Source organism: Steroidobacter agaridevorans (genome assembly GCF_009932555.1).
Taxonomy (GTDB): Bacteria; Pseudomonadota; Gammaproteobacteria; order Steroidobacterales; family Steroidobacteraceae; genus Steroidobacter; species Steroidobacter agaridevorans.
In genome coordinates this window covers 38,399-55,915 of the sequence record NZ_BLJO01000007.1, presented here as the reverse complement: position 1 = coordinate 55,915, position 17,517 = coordinate 38,399, and the positions used below count along the sequence as shown (strand labels likewise).

Here is a 17,517-nt window from a genome sequence, read left to right as displayed (position 1 = left end):
AATGGGCGTATGTTCGGTACCGCGTCTGGATCGACGCGGGGAGAGAGTGCAAAGGAACTGACGACATTTCATTCATGGAGGGGGGACTCCCAATGACTATTCGCACGGCCGTCACTGGCCGAATCCTGGCTATTGTCTTGACCCAGGCCATTGTCCTGGGCGCCGCGATCGTTTTCGCTCAACCGGCGCTCGCGCAGATGGCCAACGGCAAGCCGAAATTCGTCGGCAACGTCACTGGCAACAGTGTGCCGGCCAACTTCAACACGTACTGGAATCAGATCACTCCCGAGAATGCGACGAAGTGGGGTTCCGTCGAAGGCACGCGCAACCAGATGAACTGGGCCGGAGCCGATGCGGCGTACAACCACGCGCAAGCGAATGGCTACAAGTTCAAGTTCCACACGTTCGTGTGGGGTTCGCAGTTTCCGGGCTGGCTCACGGGCCTCACGCAGCAACAGCAACGCGCCGAGATCGAGGAGTGGATCCGGCTTGCCTGCGAGCGTTATCCCAACACCTGGGCGATCGACGTGGTCAACGAGCCCATCAAGACGGCGCTGCCATGGAAGGCCGCGCTGGGTGGCGATGGCGCGACGGGCTGGGATTGGGTGATCACGGCGTTTCAGATCGCGCGGCAGAACTGTCCGAATGCCAAATTACTCATCAACGAGTACGGCACCGAGAACGATCCGCCGGTGCGCACCACTTACAAGAACATCATCAACCTGCTGAAAACCCGCGGCCTCATCGATGGCATCGGCATCCAGGCGCACTACTTCAACATCGACAACATGAACCGTAGCGCGGTCACGACGATGTTGAACGACTACGCGACGCTCGCGCTCGACGTGTGGGTGTCGGAGCTCGATATCGTCGCCAACGGCAGCGATGCCGGACAGCTCGCGAAATATCAGGACGTCTTCCCAGGCTTCTGGGAACACAGCGCTGTCAAAGGGATCACGCTCTGGGGCTACATCGTAGGCCAGACCTGGCGCGACGGCACGGGGCTCGTCACGACGGGCGGACAGGAGCGCCCGGCGATGGTGTGGCTCAAGGGATACGTGTCGGGAACAACAACTCCTGGCGACGATACGCAGCCGCCCAGTGTGCCCGCTGGCCTCACGGCGCCTGCGACGACCAGCAGTTCGATCTCGCTGGCGTGGACGGCGTCGACAGACAACGTGGGAGTCACGGGTTATCAGGTGCTGCGAGCGCCGGGCGCGAGCGGAGGTACGTTCACGCAGATTGCAACCGCCAGCTCCAATTCGTTCGTGAACACGGGCTTGGCCGCGAATACCACTTTCCGTTATCAGGTGCGCGCCACCGACGCAGCGGGCAATGTTTCAGCGGTGTCGAATACCGTGACTGCGACGACTCAGACAGGAGGCGGAACGGGCGGGGGCTGCTCGGCGGCGCCGACCGTGCAAACCCAATGGCAGACGGGTTACGTGATCGAGCCGGTGCGAGTGACCAACACGGGAACGGCTACGATCAACTCCTGGACAGTCACGTTCACGTTGCCGGCCGGCCATACCGTGACCGGGTCGTGGAACACCGCGCTCACCGTCAGCGGACAGACGGTCACGGCGCGCAACGCGCCCCATAACGGAACGGTCGCGGCGGGCGGAAACACTGCGTTCGGATTCCAGGTGAGTCGTCCGAATGGCAACACGCAAGTGCCGGGCGGTTACACGTGCGCGTCACCGTAAGCCTTGCAGCGCTCATCGCCGTCCTGACGGCGGTGAGCGCTGCTCACTTTTCAGTGACCCGTGATGCAGACGAGTCGAGCCGGCAATCGGCCGCACCGGCGCCGGCGCCTATCGATACGCAGATGATGTCGAGCGCGCCATCGGCCAAAGAAATTGCTTTTGCCGCGCCAGAGCGCGATCGACAGCTCGCGTTAGCGATCGAGCGCGCGCTCGTGTCACGCGATTCGCAATATCTCGAAACAGTGTTCAACTTTGTCCTGCCTGAACTGCTGCGCGAGGAGCCCGAGCGTGTGGTTGCTATGTTTGCGCAGCAGGAGCCGGGCGAGTCACGTAATGCCCTGCGCGACGAAGTCGCGCGCCAATGGATCATGAAAGATCGCGATGCTGCTATTGAGTGGATGAGCTCACTCGAGCAGGCCGATCGCACGGCAAGTGTGATAATCGCCACGCGAGCGCTGGCAGCTATCAATCCGGCGCAGGCTATTACCCTGGCCGACCAGTTTGGCGTCGGCAGCGACGACGGCTCGCTCGAACACATAGTGCAGATCTGGGCTGCGGAAAAACCCGATGAAGCGGTGCGCTGGATCGAAGGGCAACCGCCCGGCGAACCGCGCACCGCGCAGCTACGGGCACGTATCGAGCATGGACGCTCGCGATGACGATGCAGTCTTGGGTATCACTGCGTATCCGTTTCTTGCAATACACTAATGCTTCCACCCCACAGGAATGATCCATGGATCGCAGAACTTCTCTTTCGCTGCTGACTGTTGGACTCGCCACCGCAGGGCTCAGCGGGGCGGCGACAGCCGACGACACCGGTGGAATCAAGCTGATGGTTCTTTATGGCCCCCCACCGAATCCCGAGGAATTCGAAAAGTATTACCTCGGCGTCCATATGCCGCTGGTCGCCGCCATCAAGGGGGCGCGGAGAATGGAAGCGGCCAAATGTCTGCCGCAAGCGGACGGCTCGCCGCCAGCGTTCTATCGAGTGTTCGAGATGTGGTTTGACAGCCCGGAACACATGGCGGCTGTGTTCGATACGCCGGAAGGAAAAAAGGTGCGTGCGGATGTTCCAAACTTCACGTCCGGAACGACCGTTACGCGGCTGGTTTGTAAGCGGGATTGAGCGGCGGGTGTTCCTGAGAGCGGAGCCCATCGCCGAGGGTTTATTTCTACCAGAGCGGAAAGCCACCGATCGACGCGGAAGTCATGGTGCAATAGGCATAGCCGCCGGGGAAGGTCGAGATAGTGTCCTTTATCCTGAACATTCGAACCTCTTGTCCGCTCGCCTGTGCCGCCACGAGAGTGGCCAGGATATCTTTGTAGTGCGGGGTGGAGTAGGGCAGGTACACGACCGGGCTGCCGTTGCAAGTCACTCCATCGGTCAAGCCTACGCCGATGCCCTCGAAAAAATTGACCGCGACGCTGCTGATCGGGCCGACATAATTACCGTTTGGATCGATCCAGCTGGCACTGGCAGTCGAGCTGAGCGCCGCACTCATGACTAGTGCGCAGATTGTTTTCTTCATGGTTCATCCTAAACACTTGATTGTATCGCCAAGAGGAAATTTGCAGACCGAAGCTCGCATTGTCAATGCCATGCTCGTTTTCATCTCGCTGACACGAGCAGCATCACCGCCGGCCACTCGGGCGCGCCGGCGAGGCCGTGATGCTTGCGCTCGAGGTCCGACCTACGGTAGGGTCTGCCCATGATCCGCACGACGATCAAGCGCACGAAAACAACCAAGAAGCCCAGCGGTGGGATTCTCGGGATGCGCGTGCGTTAGAAAAGTCGGAAATAACGCGAAACTCGAGGCCTCGCCGGGAAACCGACGGGGCCTTTTCATTTTCTGGAGTCACTTCGATGCAATCGTTTGCTGCCGCCGGCTCGCGCCGGGTTCCCGCCAAGCCGGTCATCGCCGTCGTCGGTGCGACGGGCGCCGTTGGTATTGAAATACTCGGATGCCTGGAGAAGCGTCGCTTTCCGCACTCGAGCATCCGCGCGTTGGCATCCGCCCGCTCGGCCGGCAAGCAGCTCTCATTCGGCGATAAGCCGCTCGCGGTGACGGAGCTCACTGAGTCATCGTTCGACGGTGTGGATCTCGCCTTCTTCTCCGCCGGCGGTTCCATTTCACGCAAGTATGCACCGATAGCGGTGTCGCGCGGCGCCGTAGTCGTGGACAACTCGTCTGCCTTCCGGATGCAGAACGACGTTCCGCTGGTCGTGCCGGAGATCAATCCGGAAATGCTGGCGCGCCATCCGGGGATCATTGCCAACCCGAACTGTGCCGCGATCATCTCGATTACGCCGCTGTGGCCCATCCACAAGCTCAATCCGATCCGCCGTCTCATCGTCTCGACCTATCAGGCAGCCTCGGGTGCCGGCGCCGCTGCGATGGAAGAGCTCCGAGAATCCACTCGCGCAGCGCTGGAAGACAAGCCGTACCAGCAGAAAGTTCTGCCTCACCCATACGCCTTCAATCTCTTCAGCCACAACACGAAGGTGGATCCCGCCACCGGTTACAACGAGGAGGAATCGAAGGTAATTGCCGAAGCGCGCAAGATCTTTGGCGAGCCCGACCTCATGGTCTCCGCCACCTGCGTGCGAGTGCCGGTACTGCGTGCGCACTGCGTATCGCTGACGTTCGAGTGCGAGCGCCCCATCACGCCGGATGAAGTGCGCACGATCCTGTCGACCGCTCCCGGCGTGCAGATCGTCGACGATATCGAGCGCAACTACTTCCCGATGCCGAAGGACGCCACCGGCGCAGACGACATCCTCGTGGGCCGGATCCGCAAGGACCTGAGCGACGTCACAGGAAAGTCCATCTCGTTGTTCTGCGCGGGCGACCAGCTGTTGAAGGGCGCTGCGCTCAACGCTGTGCAGATCGCGGAGTTGCTGCTATAGCCGAAATCTGTCTCTCTCTACTCAGCGGGACTCCCGATCCAGGATGGATCGATGGAGATGTAGCCCGGAGGCGGCGCGCTGTAGCGTGACCCGTAGCATCGTTAGCGTTGAGGACGAGGAGGTGAGTTTACGAAAAGGTACGATTCGTCGAAACCCTGAATCTCTCGGCGCGCTGTTGACATCAGAACAACCTGCCGGTAATTCTTGCGGGAAGAAAAGCAAATGCGAGCAGCTCAATGGATATGACGTCGCGCTCAATGTCACGGCGGCAGGGAAGCCGGTAAACATCCATCTTCCTCTCCGCAAAGTTCTGAGAATGTGATCTTCCAGGGCGCAATCGACCCTTGTTTTCTCTGAATTTCATCGAGGGTGTCCCGTGCAGCGGGCATCGCTTTGCTCTCTAGGGTGCTTCGGATCTCTGGTGTCGATCTGTCGAAGGTCACCGGCGGAATTTAGTTGATAAGGAGTATCGCGATGAAATCATTACGACCGCTCATCGGGGCCGCGCTTCTGATGACAGCCTCGGTCTCTGCTCATGCATACACAGAATGTCCTGGGCGGGTGATAAAGATCTTTGCGGACTCCTCGGTGTATGTTTGGTTTGATAACGGGCTCGTTTGGCAAAGGGCCGCCTGGTATGGCTCGGGCGTCGTGGAGCTCCAAAGCCAAGCCACCGTGAAGAATATTGTGGCCCTCGCAACAGTGGCGATGACTACGGGTCGGCCTTTGACAGTCAGGTTCACTGCCAACGGAGTCTCCTGTTCTGGAGACCAGCAAACTCAGGAAGTTTGGGGCGTGTATCTGAGCGACACATGACGACTCGGAGCGCGCACTCGATCAAGGTTTCCTGATCGAGCGGGACAAGCGGATCTTCGTGGCAATGACATTACCGAATAGTGGAGATCAGGAATGCGAAAGGCGTTAGTTGCGGCACTCTGCACCTTATGGGCAGGGGCCACTTCGGCCGAAATCATAGTGACCAGCACAATAGCCGCATTGCAGATTTACCCTGCGTCCAATGGCGGCTATGTGAAGCTAACCGGCCATCCAACGATCAGTTATGACTTATGTTCGGGCGAGTACGGATACGGAGATCTGAATGACGAAAAGTTCATGATTTACATCTGGCCGGCGCTGCTGCTTGCTCACTCGAAAGGTAGAACAGTAAAGATAGGTTTTTCGGGGGGGTGTGGTCCGGGGGCGGCTCCGCGAATTGCATGGGTAGAGGTCAACGCAGGCACTCCTTAGGAGCAGTCACCACTCACTTTCCCAGGCGGAAGTCGGCGACGCTGGTCTGGGTGAGAGACACATCTTCGAAGGTTGCGGAGGTGCCGTTGCCGAGCGGCGATTGAGCGCTGACGCCCAGCCAGATCTTCTCGGGATACTCATTCCTGAAGAGTCGGATGAGCTGCCAGCTCTGGTTGTCCAGAGAAAAGTAGAATCCGACAGTCTGGGTATCCGAGGATATCTTCATATGCACGCCGCGTTCGGAGATCACCTCGTGATTGTTGTCATCCGACGTCCCGGTGGTGCGAACCGTGACCATCCGAGTGCGGCGGCGCTCGTCCATCTCCATGGCCATCTTCAACCATAGATCGTCCCTGACCCAGATATAGAGCGCACCGGCGTCGTAGGTTTCGAGAAATGTCGGAGTTACGCGCGCCGTCAGCGTGAACGGCTTCTTGTTGTCGACCGCCGCCAGCAGAACAGGCGCCGTATTGTTCGACAGCTTTCCGTTGGGATCCCGGAAGTTGTCCCGTTTCGCAGCGCTAGTGAGCGTCAGTCTACTGCCACTGACCTTGGTGTTCTCGCCGGCCTCATTGAGCGAACGAGTAAAGCTGATGCCCGGCAGGGCGATGCTAACGCTGTTGCCGGGGTCCTGTGCGGAAGCCAACGCTGGTAAGCACATGGCGGCAATCAGTGCGGCAAATGGGATCTTCTTCAACATCATGTTGGCCTCGTGCGGACTTGGGGCAAGAGGTTTGACATCGCGGCGGATCGGCGGACAATGACAGCGCTTGCCAAGCCGGCCCAAGGTGGGGCGGTGAACGGACACTTGTATGGTAATGCGTACCGAGGGAAGGTGCTATGTTTCAGCTCGCCCGCGCGCTCCGCTCTGTGACGATCGCGTTCCTGAGCGGCGCTGTCATGATTCTCGCTGGCGTGGCCGCGCCGGCAATCGCAAAGGGCAACGATAGAGATGGGCAGTCTCACGTCAGATTCCATGTGAGAAGTCCGAACCCGGCGGCGCTCCGGCAGATCTATGAGCTGATTCGGCAGCGGCAGTATAAAAACGCCGAGCTCCTACTCAAGCTCGTGCTCGTGCCGCAGGCAACGTGGTTGGTCGGTGGTTCGCCCCAGGAGGTGGCGCAGGTTGCCCGACGTACATTGCTCGAGGCCAAGCTTCAGCATGCAACGCCGGTCTTCGTTCTATACAACATACCGGGCCGCGATTGCGGCAGCTATTCCGGCGGTGGTGCGCAAACGACGGCCGCATACGTGGCCTGGATCGACGCGATTGCCGGCGCCCTTCGTGACCGCGAGGCCATGGTAATTCTCGAGCCGGACGCTCTGGCCAATCTGCCGGTGGATTGTGGTTACGATCCGACGGGCGCGCTCACCGTGGATCGCTACACACAGCTGCGCCATGCAATCGATACTCTCGGCGCATTGCCAGGAACCCGTGTGTATCTCGATGCGGGTCACAGTCGCTGGCATGCCGTGGGCACGATAGCAAGTCGTCTTGTGCAAGCGGGGGTTGCCGACACTTCGGGTTTTTTCCTGAACGCGTCCAACTACCAACCCACACCCGCGCAGGTCCAGTACGGCACGTGGATCAGCAACTGCATCGCTTTCGCGAGCGATCCGTCGGACGGCGGCTGGCGGTTGGGACACTATGACTATTGCGCCAGCCAGTACTATCCGGCCAACGCAGACGATTACAGCACCTGGTCGCTCACCGACGAATGGTATGCGAACAATCTATCCGGGCCGCCGCAGAACCCGACGCATTTCATCATCGACACCAGCCGCAACGGTCAGGCACACGCTGCCAATTCACCAAACGATCCGACGTATGAGACCGAACCGCCCGGACGCATGACGCTGTACGCGCAAGCACCTTACAACCAGCCCTCGAACGTCATCTCCACTCTGGCCGCGGGCAGCTGGTGCAATTTGCCCGGGGCTGGAGCCGGCGCTCGCCCGACGGCGTCAACGGGCAATGCTCTCGTCGATGCCTATCTTTGGATCAAGATCGTCGGCGAGTCAGATGGCTCCTGCGACGCAGCTGGCGGAGTTCGCGCCTGGGATTACGGCTCCTACAGCGAGCCGGGCTGGCCGACAATATTCCTCGAGCAGCAAACATTCGATCCGTTGTGGGGGCGGAAAGATCCGAGTGCAGGGGCCTGGTTCCCGGAGCAGGCGCTGGAGCTTGCGAAGAAGGCGGTGCCCCGTTTGTGAGGGTATCGGTCCGGTCAGGCGGAGTGGTGCATGTGAAGTCGCTGTCTCAACCCGCGCGCATGCGCAGAATCGTCGGGATATCGATCTTGCCTGCGTACTCGCACAGCTCCTCGTTGGCGCACTCGACAGCGAACATCGCCATGCGATCCGCCAGCTCGTTGCCTTGCGTGCCCACGTGCGCGCTGACGTGAGTCAGGTGCACCTTGGATTCGATGCGGCTGTAGATCGCGTAGGCGGCTTGAATGATTTCGAGATTCTTGATTTCGCCGCCGGCCTTGCGCCAGCCCTTCTTTTCCCAACCCGCGGCCCACTTCGAGATGCAGTTGATCGCGTAAGTCGAATCGCAAAGTATCTGCACGGTTGAGCCGCTGGAGAGGCCGGCTTCCGCCATCACCAGGGCGCGATGCAGCGCATTGAGCTCGGCTGTGTTGTTGGTGCCAGCAGGGTTGTAGAGGCCGTGCCAGAGCTGCGCCAGCTCGCCATTGCGATAGACCGCGAGTCCGGAACCCGCCCGGCCAGGGTTCGGATCGCAGGCGCCGTCGCAGTAGATCTGTAGATCGAACGAAGCTGGGCCGGCTTGCACTGAAGCCGGCTCGCTTGCCTTGGTTGCAGCCCGGCGCACGAAGGTGGACCTGGGCGCACCGCCCGCGAAAGCTCGCTCCGCTTCTGCGCGGGTCGGGAATGACTTGTAGCGCGCACCCGCGAATCTATCGACCTGTCGATGCGTGGTGGCCCAGTCTGTGAACACGCCAGTCTGCCGTCCCGCCCAGACCACATAGAATTTCTGTGCCAACGCGCTACCTTCGTTCGATCGGATGATTGGTGGCCAAGTTTAAAGCACGCGCCGCGCGGCGAGTACTACATCGACAGTTCGCTGCCACTGCCGCACGTCGAGTCCTGCGTAACCGCACACGGCGTCGACGATTCGGCGTCTGACGAATGGCAACTTGCTGCCAAAGCCGCTGGCGATCCGGTTGGCAGTAGCACCGAATGCCCCATCCGATTCTGTCAGTGTGGCGGCGATGCGGCTGGCTGTTTCGTAGGTTCGTAGTTGGGATTCGCGTGCCGCTCGATAGGTGGCGAGCGCATCGGGTACCTGCCGCGGCGTCACATGGTGTAGTGCCGCTGCCAGAGTGATTGCATCTGCCAACGCCATGTTCGCGCCCATCCCCAACTGTGGATCGAACGCATGCGCCGCGTCGCCGATGCAGACCAGGTTCTTTGAGTGCCAAGTCTGCATTCGAACGTGTGCGAACGACCAATGCTGAAGAGCGTCGAATCCCGTCAACTCGTCGAGCGAGCTGCGTAGCTCGGGATACTTCAAGGCCAGGACCGTTCGCCAAGCGTCGAAGTCGCCTCGCTCCAGTGCCTCAACTTGAGACTGCGACTTATTGATGAACAGCGTCGCGCGGTGTTTGCCTCGTTCATCGACACCGGTCGGAAGCACGCCGATGTATTCATCGTGGCCTCGATGGATCTGCAAGAGTTGGCTCGAATCGCATCCTGACGGCAAGAGCGTGTCGACGCTTAGCGCTCCCCGCTCGCGGTGTGTAACTTCAACGGCTGGTGTTACACGATGTCGCAATCGAGAATGGACGCCATCACTAACGATGACAACGTCATAGGGGCCAGAAGTTCCGCCGTCGTCCAGAGTGAGCCACGTTGCGACATCGTTCGTTGCGATGTCTTGAACGCACACGCCGGATCGGACATCGGCGCACGCGTTCGTGAGTGCACCCCAAAGACTGCCATGAAGCGAGGGGCGGCGAATGCCCACGGCGTGGTCGTGCAAGCCCGATGGATAGACCAGGCGGAAGGCGGCGTCGCTGGTCGTATCCACCCGGCAGATGCGATCGATACGGGCGCCTTGCGATTCGATCGTGGCGAGTATCCCCAGCGCTCGCAACGCATCCAGTCCAACCGGTTGCAGCAGCATACCGGCGCCTTGCGGTACCGATGGTTGGCGGCGCTCGAACACAGTTACGCGGTGACCTTGCCGGCCAAGCAGGATTGCGACACTCATGCCGGCGATACCGGCGCCAATGACTGCGATATGTAGGGCGGTCATCGCGGCTCGCTCATCGGAAGAGGCGCCATGCGGCGCCCAAGCCTGTTGCCGACCTGCAGACCGACTGGTGATTCGAGCGGCATCAGTTCAGCTCGTGGCGGCAGATCTTCGGGCAGTCGCACATCCCACACGAGTCCAACTCTTCGCAGGGCGGCCAGTACCCACCAACCCGGGTCCCATTCGCCGTCGAACAAGCCGAGCTTTGCAGAGCCTGGGTACGCGTGATGATTGTTGTGCCAGCCCTCACCCATGGTGAGCAGAGAAGTCCACCGGATGTTCCGTCCCTGGACCGCCGCGCCGCTCACCCGATAGTGCATCTCGCCGTGATTGTGGGCGAAGTATCCGATCAACCAATGTCCGAACACTCCGGCTGTTACACGCGCACACACGCCCCAGAAAACGAAGCTCCATCCGCCCCAGACAAAGAACACCAGCGCCCATGGCAACTGCTGCAGCATCCAGGTGCGTTCGAGAAATCGGTAGAAATTATCGTTCGCCACCGCGGCTTCGATGTGAATTTCAGGCGGCGCATCGAGCTGTAGATCACAATGCAATTGCCACCAGGCGTCGCGCCAGAACCCGCTGCCGTGACGGAGGTAGTCGTGACACCTCGGCAACCGCTGCGCGTAGTCACGCAACTCGTGCTGTCGTAACAGAGAGAGCGGCCCCGACAACCCGACCAGCGTCCCGCAATACACGAACAGGTAGGCGAGCCAGCGCGGACACTGGTAGCTATTGTGGATCAGCTTGCGATGACTGCCGAGCGAATGCCCGAAGAGCAGAACGATAGCCGTGCTGATCCCGAACAGTGCGACTGCCGAAGGCGTAGCCGTCGCGAAACCGCCCACCACCGCGCCAATCAACATCATCGTGAACCATATGGATCGAGCCGGTGAATAGCGGACGTCGCCGTGACACACGGCAGCTATCCCTGCAGCCTGGACGCGGTGGCCCTCCACATGGCCCGTGGCGGGGGGGAGAGTGTTGTCATTGATCATTGCATCGCTCCTCCGCCGTTTGCTGATGTGGCTTCCGGGGCCACACGCCGACGCTGAGCGCAGATGCGATGGATTGGCTTCCTGATTGATCCGCGAGGAATAGAGAGCTCTCGCTCACCCACGCATCAATGACTTACTGACTTCCGGAAAGATCTTTTTGGAACCCGCGCCGTCTAAACCCTCGCAACTGCGCAGGCTCCAGCCGCGATCACAGATGACATAAGCGCTTTTTACGGAGCGGCCCTCGTCGCCGCGCGCAGCGTGTTATAAGGTCGCTCTCGCCGAATGACAGACAAATAACACTCGCCGGTGCGGTGGGTTCGCGGCGAAGGCATAACGGAATAGCTCAGCGGGAGCCTTGAAAAATGCGGTGTCATGCGCGCTGGTCGTCTCTGGCTGTCGGCATTCTTTGCGTTTCTCTGTTGAGTGCCTGTGGCGGAGGCGGAGGAGGAAGTGGCGGAGGAGTCACGCCGCCACCATCGTCAGACAACCCGAACACACCACCGCCTTCGGGCAATCCGAACACCCCGCCGCCTTCGAGCGATCCGAATACCCCTGACGAACCCGCGGGTTCATTCACCGTCTCGAGCGAGTCGCTGAGCTTCGTGTCCATGGCGGACAACGAATGGTCGCCGCTGCCCAGTCAGACGATCACGATGAACGTGACGGGCAGGGAGCGGAACGATGTTTACTATCAGATGGCCGTCGACGGTAGCGCCATCGAAGCCTACCTGAACTTGGGTGGATCGGTGGAGGTGAGGCCGATCCTGCCGTACCAGCTGGACCCCGGTCTGCATTCCGCGACCGTCACGATCCGGGCGTGCGCGCAAGTCGCCTGTACTCAGGAGCTCGAAGGCAGCCCGAAGACCGTCAACGTCACGTATGAGCGGCGTGGCTTGAAAGTCTCGGTGTCGCCGCTGGATTTCACAGTGCGTAATGGCGCCTCCACGAGCGAGCGCACGCGCTCGTTTACTGTGATCGGTTATCCGGAACAGACCTGGTTCCTCGATACGGATCAGTCCTGGTTGACGCTGTCCCGAACCATGGGCAGCACGGCGGATCCAACGCCTGTCGACGTGGTGGTCGACGAGTCGGGAGGCTTGCTGAAGAATGGTCTTTACCGCCCGACGCTCAGGGTGGTCGGCCCAATCCAGACCGCGTACGTCTGGGTCAACGTCAACATCGATCGAACCGAGATCCACACAGTGGCGCCGTACCTCGGTGTGCTGTTCGGAGAGCGCGAGGTCATCGTCCGCGGCGCCAACTTCAATGCGGCGGACGTCACCGGCGTCCAGTTTGGCGGCGTCGATGCGACCTCCTTCAACATCGTCAGCGCCAGCGAGATCCGGGCCACCACGCCAGGCTCGCTCGGCACCGGAAGTCACGCGATCACGCTGACGGGCAACGCGGCGTCGGCACTTTCGGATGCGAATTTCAAAGTGGTTGCGCCCGCGCCCTATGTCTCGACTCGTCTGCCGTTACCCTCGGGCGCAGCTCCGAATGCGCAACCTGGCGCGATTGCTTACGACGCGGTCGGTCAGCGCATTTTCGTCGCGGTGGATCAGCCAGAGGGCACGCCGGATTTCGTGGCCCGTTACACGTATCAACCGATCGGCGCAGGCTCGTGGGCACGCGCGAATGCCTATACGAGTTACAACTCGCTCAAGGCGATGACGCTCGCCCTCGACGGCGATTCCCTGTTGCTCAGCGAAACCGGCGCCACGTGGCCCGGTACCGCTGGCAGCAACTCGGGGATGGCATTGTCGAACTTGAAGCTGGATGGGAGCCGCTACGCGACGTTGCACAGTGGCTGGACGGACAACTTCATCAATTCCATCGCCGCCGCCAACGACGGCCGGGCAGTGATGGTGTCCGCGGCGATCAGTGGCGGGCGGCGTCCGGTCTATCGCTACTCGAGTCTCTCACCGGTCACGGACGCGGCAGGGACTTGGTACGCGCCGTCATTCGATCAGGTCGTTCTCGGGACAGGCGCGGAAGACGGTTGGTTCGACAATGGCGTGGCCGGCGCGGCGGGCGACGGCTCGCGTGTGCTCATTGCCAGTTCGGCGGCGGCTGCCCAGATGTATGAATACGATTCGGCGACGAGCACGATGCGCAGCATCGATCAGATCATGCAGGCTGCCTCCATCCAGCTCGATCGAACGGGCAGCCGTATTCTCCTGAACAATACTCACGTGTACGACCGCGATTTCCAGCTGCTGGGCCAGCTGCCCGCGAACACGATCGCCGCGGTGTTCTCGCCGAATCTGCCCCGCATCTATGCCTACGACTCGACCGGACAGCTGTCGAGCTACGATCTCACCGGCACGTCCGTCACTCCGATACGTTCGTGGTCACCCAGTGCCAGCGCCGGCGATCCGAACCGGCGTGTCGTCATGACCATCACCGCGGAAGGTTGGACGCTGCTCATCGCGGGCACCGACGGCGTGTTGGTCGAATACATTCCGGACAACGCGCGCTGAGAAAGGCCGGGCTGCGAGCCCGGCCTGCTTGATCATCTAGGCGTTGCCGCGTCACAGGACACATGCGGATTGTTGTCCGCAAAGTGGCCGGTTGGATTTTTCTTCCAGGCCCAGACATGCAGCTCATAGAAGGGGTCCAGACCGTAGCGGTTGGGAGCGGGGTTGAAGTTGAACAGCTGGTTCTCCAACGCCGCCGGTCCCTGGAAAGTGATGTATTCCACCGCCACGAGCACCAGTCTGCCGTCGGCCGTGGGTTCGTACATCACCGCTTCCGGCCTTGCGATGTCGATGACGCCGTCCTTGAGAAGGTCGCCATTGACATAGTGAATTCCCATGGCGCCGCCCTGCTGGCCGCTGGCGCAGGGAATGGGCGCATAACCTTCAGCTACTGCGACCGCGACGTCTTCGAAGCGCTGATTGGCTTTGCGCACATGTTCGACCAATGGCGCTCTCACATCGGAATGCGCCGCTGCCGAACCGGCGGCTGCCAGAGACACGAGGGCAATGACCCACGAGATGGATTCCATTTTTTTCTCCGTTTGATTGATTGTTGAATAGACGCCGACGTCCTTCAGGCAGCCGCGGCCGGGTCCGGCCGGACGATGACCGTGGTCGCTACCGGGTAGAATTCCTCACCCGGCATGCCGACGCGGCGGGCATGCTCGCGGATGGCGTCGCCATCCTCGGCTTCGTAGATGCAGAACGTGCCGATGCGGCCGTCCGCTTCGTTCACCACATAACTGCGGATCCAGCGGACGCGATCGGGCATCTCTTCGTTGCCGATCCTGGCTGACTTGGCGCCAGCCATCTCCAGTTCGGCGAGCGACGCCCAGGCGCTCGGCCGGCGAATGACATAAAGTTTCATGGATAGTTTCCTCTGAACGGCCGGGCCTTGCCCGAGCCAGCCACTGTGGTCACGCACCGTGCGTGACGAGGCGGAAACTTATGAGAGAAGGGCGCCGACCGTCCTTACCGGCGACTGATCATTCCATGATTATTCGCTCGCGCGGGCGGCGGTTTACTTTCCCACTGCGGTCAATCGCGGCGGCTGCAGAGCCGCCGCCAACTTCAAAAGTCGCTTGGAGCCTATGCGGGTGGCGATGCGCTCTGCCGCCGCGATCTCGACCTGCGCGGCGGCGTCGTTTCCCCCCTCGGCCAGGACGCGGGCCAGTTCCAGCCGGACGCGGGCTGCATGGTATTCAAGCCCGGCGCTCGCCCAGAGTTGCCGGGCGAGTATCAGGAACGGCATCGCCTCGGCTCCGCTCGCGAGCAGATAGCGCGTCTCGTTCATCAACGCATGCACCGCGGGCTGCGTCCAGCGCGCCGATTGTGCCGTCAACTCGTCCATTGCCTTGGCGGCGATATCGCGATGGCCACTCATGGCGGCAATGCGCGCCTTATGCGCCAAAAGAAATCCGCGCCGTTGAATGTGATACCAGCTCGCGCCGCCAAGTGCGCTATCCAGTGCCGCCAACGCCATGTCCACCTTGCCGGTTTCAGCAAGCAGTATCGCGTTTCCCGGCTCCGCGTCCCAACCTGCAGCGTATGCGGCGGCGTAGTCCTTTCGCGCCGAGTCCAAATCGCCAATCATTGCGTGAACGTCACCGCGCACCCGATAACCATCGCCGATAGACCAGGATTCCTCTTCGAATAACTTCGGCAGGGCCTGGTCAATGGCCACAAGCGCGCCGTTGAGGTCGCTCTTTGCTCCAAGGATTTCGGCACGGTGCAGATCGCAGGTGCCCGGAACGACCGCATAGCTCGCTGCGCACCAGCTGTCGAAACCTTCGCTCCATTGGCGGGCGCGCGACCAGTCGGGATAAGTGCGGCAGCTCCACAGAATATTGCAGTAGACAAGGCTGCCGAGGACCGGATCCACGTTGCTCGACAGAGCGATGGCCGCAGCGTGGTTCTGTTGGCTCACGCCCTCCTGCATGTGGCCAAGCGAGATGTTATAGAAGCCCATGTAAACCAATGTAAGGGCGATCAGCCCCGAATCGCCGCAGCCCATAGCGGCGCGATGGGACTTCAGTGCGAGCTCGAGCGCCTCCGCGGCATTTCCCGCGAAAATAATCTGCCGCGCTTTCATCCATAACAGATAAGCGCTCGTCCGCGGGTCGTCGGTATCGCCTAGAAGGGCTTCGGCACGCGCCATCCATCCGGAGGCTGCAGCCGGCGCCGATCGCTCGAATTCAAGCTTGGCAATTGTCACGGCCACTCTTGCGGCCAAGTTGGGCTTGCCCTCAGCGACATGCGCGGCGAGTGCGCGGGTCAGCACCGGTATCGCCGCGGCAGGACGGCCCTGGCATTCCACGGCCAGCGCCCAGACTTCGACATCGGCTGCACAGAGTTGTCCTTCCGCGTCGAGCCGTTCGAAGACCATTGCAGCGGCGTGCCAGTCTTTCTCCCGGGCAAGCTCCAGCGCCCGGGCGCGATTGGCTTCACTCGCGTCGAAGCTCGGCACAGCGACGGCAACGCCGGGTTCGTCAATTGCAAAACGATAGCCGTGCCTGACAAAGCTGCGGATCGCCTGTTCGAGCCCGCCCGCAGCGAGCGCGGCACGGGCAAGGCTGACGGCACGCTGCAGCGAGGCTTCCGTAACGGTCAGGTTCGGCCACAAGGCATCCATCAGTTCGTCCTTCGGCACCACGCGACCGGCGTTCCGGACGAGATAGACCAGCAGGTCGAAGACGCGCGGCTGCATTTTCTGAGCGACGCCCCGCAAGGTGAGGGAGCGTGCCGCTTCGTTGAGCTCGAACAATCCGAAACGATGCAACATCACGGTTCGTCTCTGCAGCAGCCCGAAAAACAACCAAATGATAAGGCAACGATCAGCCACCGATAAGGACTGGCATCGGCCTGTATCGCTAAGTTCCCGCCGCGTTGTGAGCGGAAGGCGAATGCAAGGCGACCCAATCGTGTCGGAACTTCACCCAAATGTATTGTCACCTCTGGACGGCAGCTCCGTCATGCCGGCAAAAGTGTCGGCCGGACGTTGGCGCGATGCTGCGATTGGCGCGAGTGGCTATCTCTGGGGGCTTGGCGCAGCGGCAATCTGGAGCGGCTGGTGGACCGTGACGCGCGTTGGCGTGGTCAACGACCTACCCGTCGCGGACCTCGCCGGATTGCGCTTTGGTATTTCTGGTCTTTTACTCCTGCCGCTCGCTTGGCGCGAACGGCGGGCGATAGGCGCGGTTGGGCCGCGGCTCTTGTTCTTCATGGCGGCAGGCGCCGGTGCGCCCTATGTGCTGGTCGCGGGCACGGGTGTCGCGCTTACGTCGGCCGGTCTTGGCGGTGCGATCACGGTCGGACTTCTGCCGGTGTTTACATTGATCCTGTCCATCCTGTTCCTACGCGAGAAGGTCACACGTCACCTGGCCGCCGGCATCGGCTGCATCCTCCTGGGCGCGGCCTTCGTGACCGCCGGCACATGGGAGGCGGGGCGGGGCGGTTATGGCCTTGCCCTCTTCGTGGCCGGAGCACTGATGTGGGCGGCTTATACCGTTGCGCTGAAACGTTCTGGACTGCTTCCGTTGACCGCGACCGCCGTCATCTCCGTCGCGTCACTCGCACTCTACACGCCGATCTGGCTGGCATTGTCCGGGTCGGCCCGACTGCTTGCCCACCCGGAGGAACTGCTGATGCAGATTCTTTATCAGTCGCTGCTCGCGGCCATTGGCGCACTCTACTGTTATGGACGGGCAATCAACCGGCTTGGCGCCGCGCGCGCCTCCGTCTTCGCGGCGATCGTACCGTTGTTCTCGGTGATCATCGCTGCCGTCGTTCTGCATGAAAGTCCGGGCCTGCTCGAACTGTCCGGTGCGGCGCTGCTGGCTACTGGCGCGCTTATCGCAGCCCGGCAGAAACCTTCGTCACGTTGCTAGCAAAAGAG

The 17,517-nt window shown here is 61.2% G+C and carries 15 protein-coding genes; 7 read left to right on the top strand and 8 right to left on the bottom strand.

From position 1 onward, the window contains the following. Window positions 1-92: 92 nt before the first annotated feature. From GYH35_RS34655 to GYH35_RS23955, 3 genes are all read left to right on the top strand, one after another. A complete protein-coding gene (locus tag GYH35_RS34655; RefSeq protein WP_202624584.1) occupies window positions 93-1,706 on the top strand; it encodes an endo-1,4-beta-xylanase in 1,614 nt (537 codons plus the stop codon). Next, window positions 1,691-2,365, top strand: a complete 675-nt coding sequence (locus GYH35_RS23960; RefSeq protein WP_161829673.1) for a hypothetical protein — start codon at window positions 1,691-1,693, stop codon at window positions 2,363-2,365. The genes GYH35_RS34655 and GYH35_RS23960 overlap by 16 nt, the downstream gene beginning before the upstream one ends. A gap of 74 nt (window positions 2,366-2,439) precedes the next feature. Next, window positions 2,440-2,832: an EthD family reductase gene (locus GYH35_RS23955; RefSeq protein ID WP_161811904.1), complete on the top strand. Its 393-nt coding sequence runs from the start codon at window positions 2,440-2,442 to the stop codon at window positions 2,830-2,832. A 46-nt stretch (window positions 2,833-2,878) separates the two neighbouring features. On the opposite strand, the gene GYH35_RS23950 is transcribed toward GYH35_RS23955, so the two are convergent. Further along, window positions 2,879-3,235 (bottom strand): hypothetical protein, encoded by a 357-nt coding sequence (locus tag GYH35_RS23950; protein WP_161811905.1) that lies wholly within the window; start codon window positions 3,233-3,235, stop codon window positions 2,879-2,881. Window positions 3,236-3,570: 335 nt separating this feature from the next. Between GYH35_RS23950 and GYH35_RS23945 the strand changes: the two genes are divergently transcribed. Beyond that, a complete protein-coding gene (locus GYH35_RS23945) occupies window positions 3,571-4,614 on the top strand; it encodes an aspartate-semialdehyde dehydrogenase (protein ID WP_161829672.1) in 1,044 nt (347 codons plus the stop codon). A 1,261-nt stretch (window positions 4,615-5,875) separates the two neighbouring features. Here the strand turns inward: GYH35_RS23945 and GYH35_RS23940 are convergent. Next, the gene (locus GYH35_RS23940; RefSeq protein ID WP_202624582.1) at window positions 5,876-6,565 is read right to left on the bottom strand and encodes a DUF1349 domain-containing protein; all 690 of its coding nucleotides are present in this window, start codon (window positions 6,563-6,565) and stop codon (window positions 5,876-5,878) included. Between the two features lie 137 nt (window positions 6,566-6,702). Between GYH35_RS23940 and GYH35_RS23935 the strand changes: the two genes are divergently transcribed. Continuing rightward, complete coding sequence (locus tag GYH35_RS23935; protein ID WP_202624580.1) at window positions 6,703-8,076, top strand: glycoside hydrolase family 6 protein; 1,374 nt, start codon at window positions 6,703-6,705, stop codon at window positions 8,074-8,076. Window positions 8,077-8,122: 46 nt separating this feature from the next. On the opposite strand, the gene GYH35_RS23930 is transcribed toward GYH35_RS23935, so the two are convergent. From GYH35_RS23930 to GYH35_RS23920, 3 genes are read right to left on the bottom strand one after another with little or no spacing between them, the layout of a single operon-like run. Further along, a complete protein-coding gene (locus GYH35_RS23930; protein ID WP_161829671.1) occupies window positions 8,123-8,869 on the bottom strand; it encodes a ribonuclease H family protein in 747 nt (248 codons plus the stop codon). A 39-nt stretch (window positions 8,870-8,908) separates the two neighbouring features. Then, complete coding sequence (locus GYH35_RS23925; RefSeq protein ID WP_235936858.1) at window positions 8,909-10,099, bottom strand: FAD-dependent oxidoreductase; 1,191 nt, start codon at window positions 10,097-10,099, stop codon at window positions 8,909-8,911. Window positions 10,100-10,140: 41 nt separating this feature from the next. Beyond that, a complete protein-coding gene (locus GYH35_RS23920; protein WP_202624578.1) occupies window positions 10,141-11,013 on the bottom strand; it encodes an acyl-CoA desaturase in 873 nt (290 codons plus the stop codon). A gap of 740 nt (window positions 11,014-11,753) precedes the next feature. Here GYH35_RS23920 and GYH35_RS23915 point away from each other — a divergent pair. Continuing rightward, window positions 11,754-13,625: an IPT/TIG domain-containing protein gene (locus GYH35_RS23915; RefSeq protein WP_161811910.1), complete on the top strand. Its 1,872-nt coding sequence runs from the start codon at window positions 11,754-11,756 to the stop codon at window positions 13,623-13,625. 32 nt (window positions 13,626-13,657) lie between these two features. Here GYH35_RS23915 and GYH35_RS23910 read toward each other — a convergent pair whose 3' ends face one another. The 3 genes from GYH35_RS23910 to GYH35_RS23900 all read right to left on the bottom strand — a co-directional run bounded on the left by GYH35_RS23910 (window position 13,658) and on the right by GYH35_RS23900 (window position 16,404). Beyond that, a complete protein-coding gene (locus GYH35_RS23910) occupies window positions 13,658-14,152 on the bottom strand; it encodes a hypothetical protein (RefSeq protein ID WP_161811911.1) in 495 nt (164 codons plus the stop codon). Window positions 14,153-14,196: 44 nt separating this feature from the next. Further along, on the bottom strand, window positions 14,197-14,490 hold the full coding sequence (locus GYH35_RS23905) for a nickel-binding protein (protein ID WP_161811912.1): 294 nt from the start codon (window positions 14,488-14,490) through the stop codon (window positions 14,197-14,199). A gap of 153 nt (window positions 14,491-14,643) precedes the next feature. After that, window positions 14,644-16,404, bottom strand: a complete 1,761-nt coding sequence (locus GYH35_RS23900) for a winged helix-turn-helix domain-containing protein (protein WP_161829668.1) — start codon at window positions 16,402-16,404, stop codon at window positions 14,644-14,646. A gap of 190 nt (window positions 16,405-16,594) precedes the next feature. Between GYH35_RS23900 and GYH35_RS23895 the strand changes: the two genes are divergently transcribed. Further along, entirely contained in the window at window positions 16,595-17,509 is a 915-nt protein-coding gene (locus tag GYH35_RS23895; protein ID WP_161829667.1) for a DMT family transporter, read from the top strand. Window positions 17,510-17,517: the final 8 nt, after the last annotated feature.

What these genes read in the sequence shown, in the direction of transcription:
- GYH35_RS23940 (WP_202624582.1), bottom strand. Translation starts at nt 6,565, where the DNA reads ATGATGTTGAAGAAGATCCCATTTGCCGCACTGATTGCCGCCATGTGC.
- GYH35_RS23935 (WP_202624580.1), top strand. Translation starts at nt 6,703, where the DNA reads ATGTTTCAGCTCGCCCGCGCGCTCCGCTCTGTGACGATCGCGTTCCTG.
- GYH35_RS23915 (WP_161811910.1), top strand. Translation starts at nt 11,754, where the DNA reads ATGGCGGACAACGAATGGTCGCCGCTGCCCAGTCAGACGATCACGATG.
- GYH35_RS23905 (WP_161811912.1), bottom strand. Translation starts at nt 14,490, where the DNA reads ATGAAACTTTATGTCATTCGCCGGCCGAGCGCCTGGGCGTCGCTCGCC.
- GYH35_RS23945 (WP_161829672.1), top strand. Translation starts at nt 3,571, where the DNA reads ATGCAATCGTTTGCTGCCGCCGGCTCGCGCCGGGTTCCCGCCAAGCCG.
- GYH35_RS23950 (WP_161811905.1), bottom strand. Translation starts at nt 3,235, where the DNA reads ATGAAGAAAACAATCTGCGCACTAGTCATGAGTGCGGCGCTCAGCTCG.
- GYH35_RS34655 (WP_202624584.1), top strand. Translation starts at nt 93, where the DNA reads ATGACTATTCGCACGGCCGTCACTGGCCGAATCCTGGCTATTGTCTTG.
- GYH35_RS23895 (WP_161829667.1), top strand. Translation starts at nt 16,595, where the DNA reads ATGCCGGCAAAAGTGTCGGCCGGACGTTGGCGCGATGCTGCGATTGGC.
- GYH35_RS23925 (WP_235936858.1), bottom strand. Translation starts at nt 10,099, where the DNA reads ATGAGTGTCGCAATCCTGCTTGGCCGGCAAGGTCACCGCGTAACTGTG.
- GYH35_RS23920 (WP_202624578.1), bottom strand. Translation starts at nt 11,013, where the DNA reads ATGATGTTGATTGGCGCGGTGGTGGGCGGTTTCGCGACGGCTACGCCT.
- GYH35_RS23900 (WP_161829668.1), bottom strand. Translation starts at nt 16,404, where the DNA reads ATGTTGCATCGTTTCGGATTGTTCGAGCTCAACGAAGCGGCACGCTCC.
- GYH35_RS23955 (WP_161811904.1), top strand. Translation starts at nt 2,440, where the DNA reads ATGGATCGCAGAACTTCTCTTTCGCTGCTGACTGTTGGACTCGCCACC.
- GYH35_RS23910 (WP_161811911.1), bottom strand. Translation starts at nt 14,152, where the DNA reads ATGGAATCCATCTCGTGGGTCATTGCCCTCGTGTCTCTGGCAGCCGCC.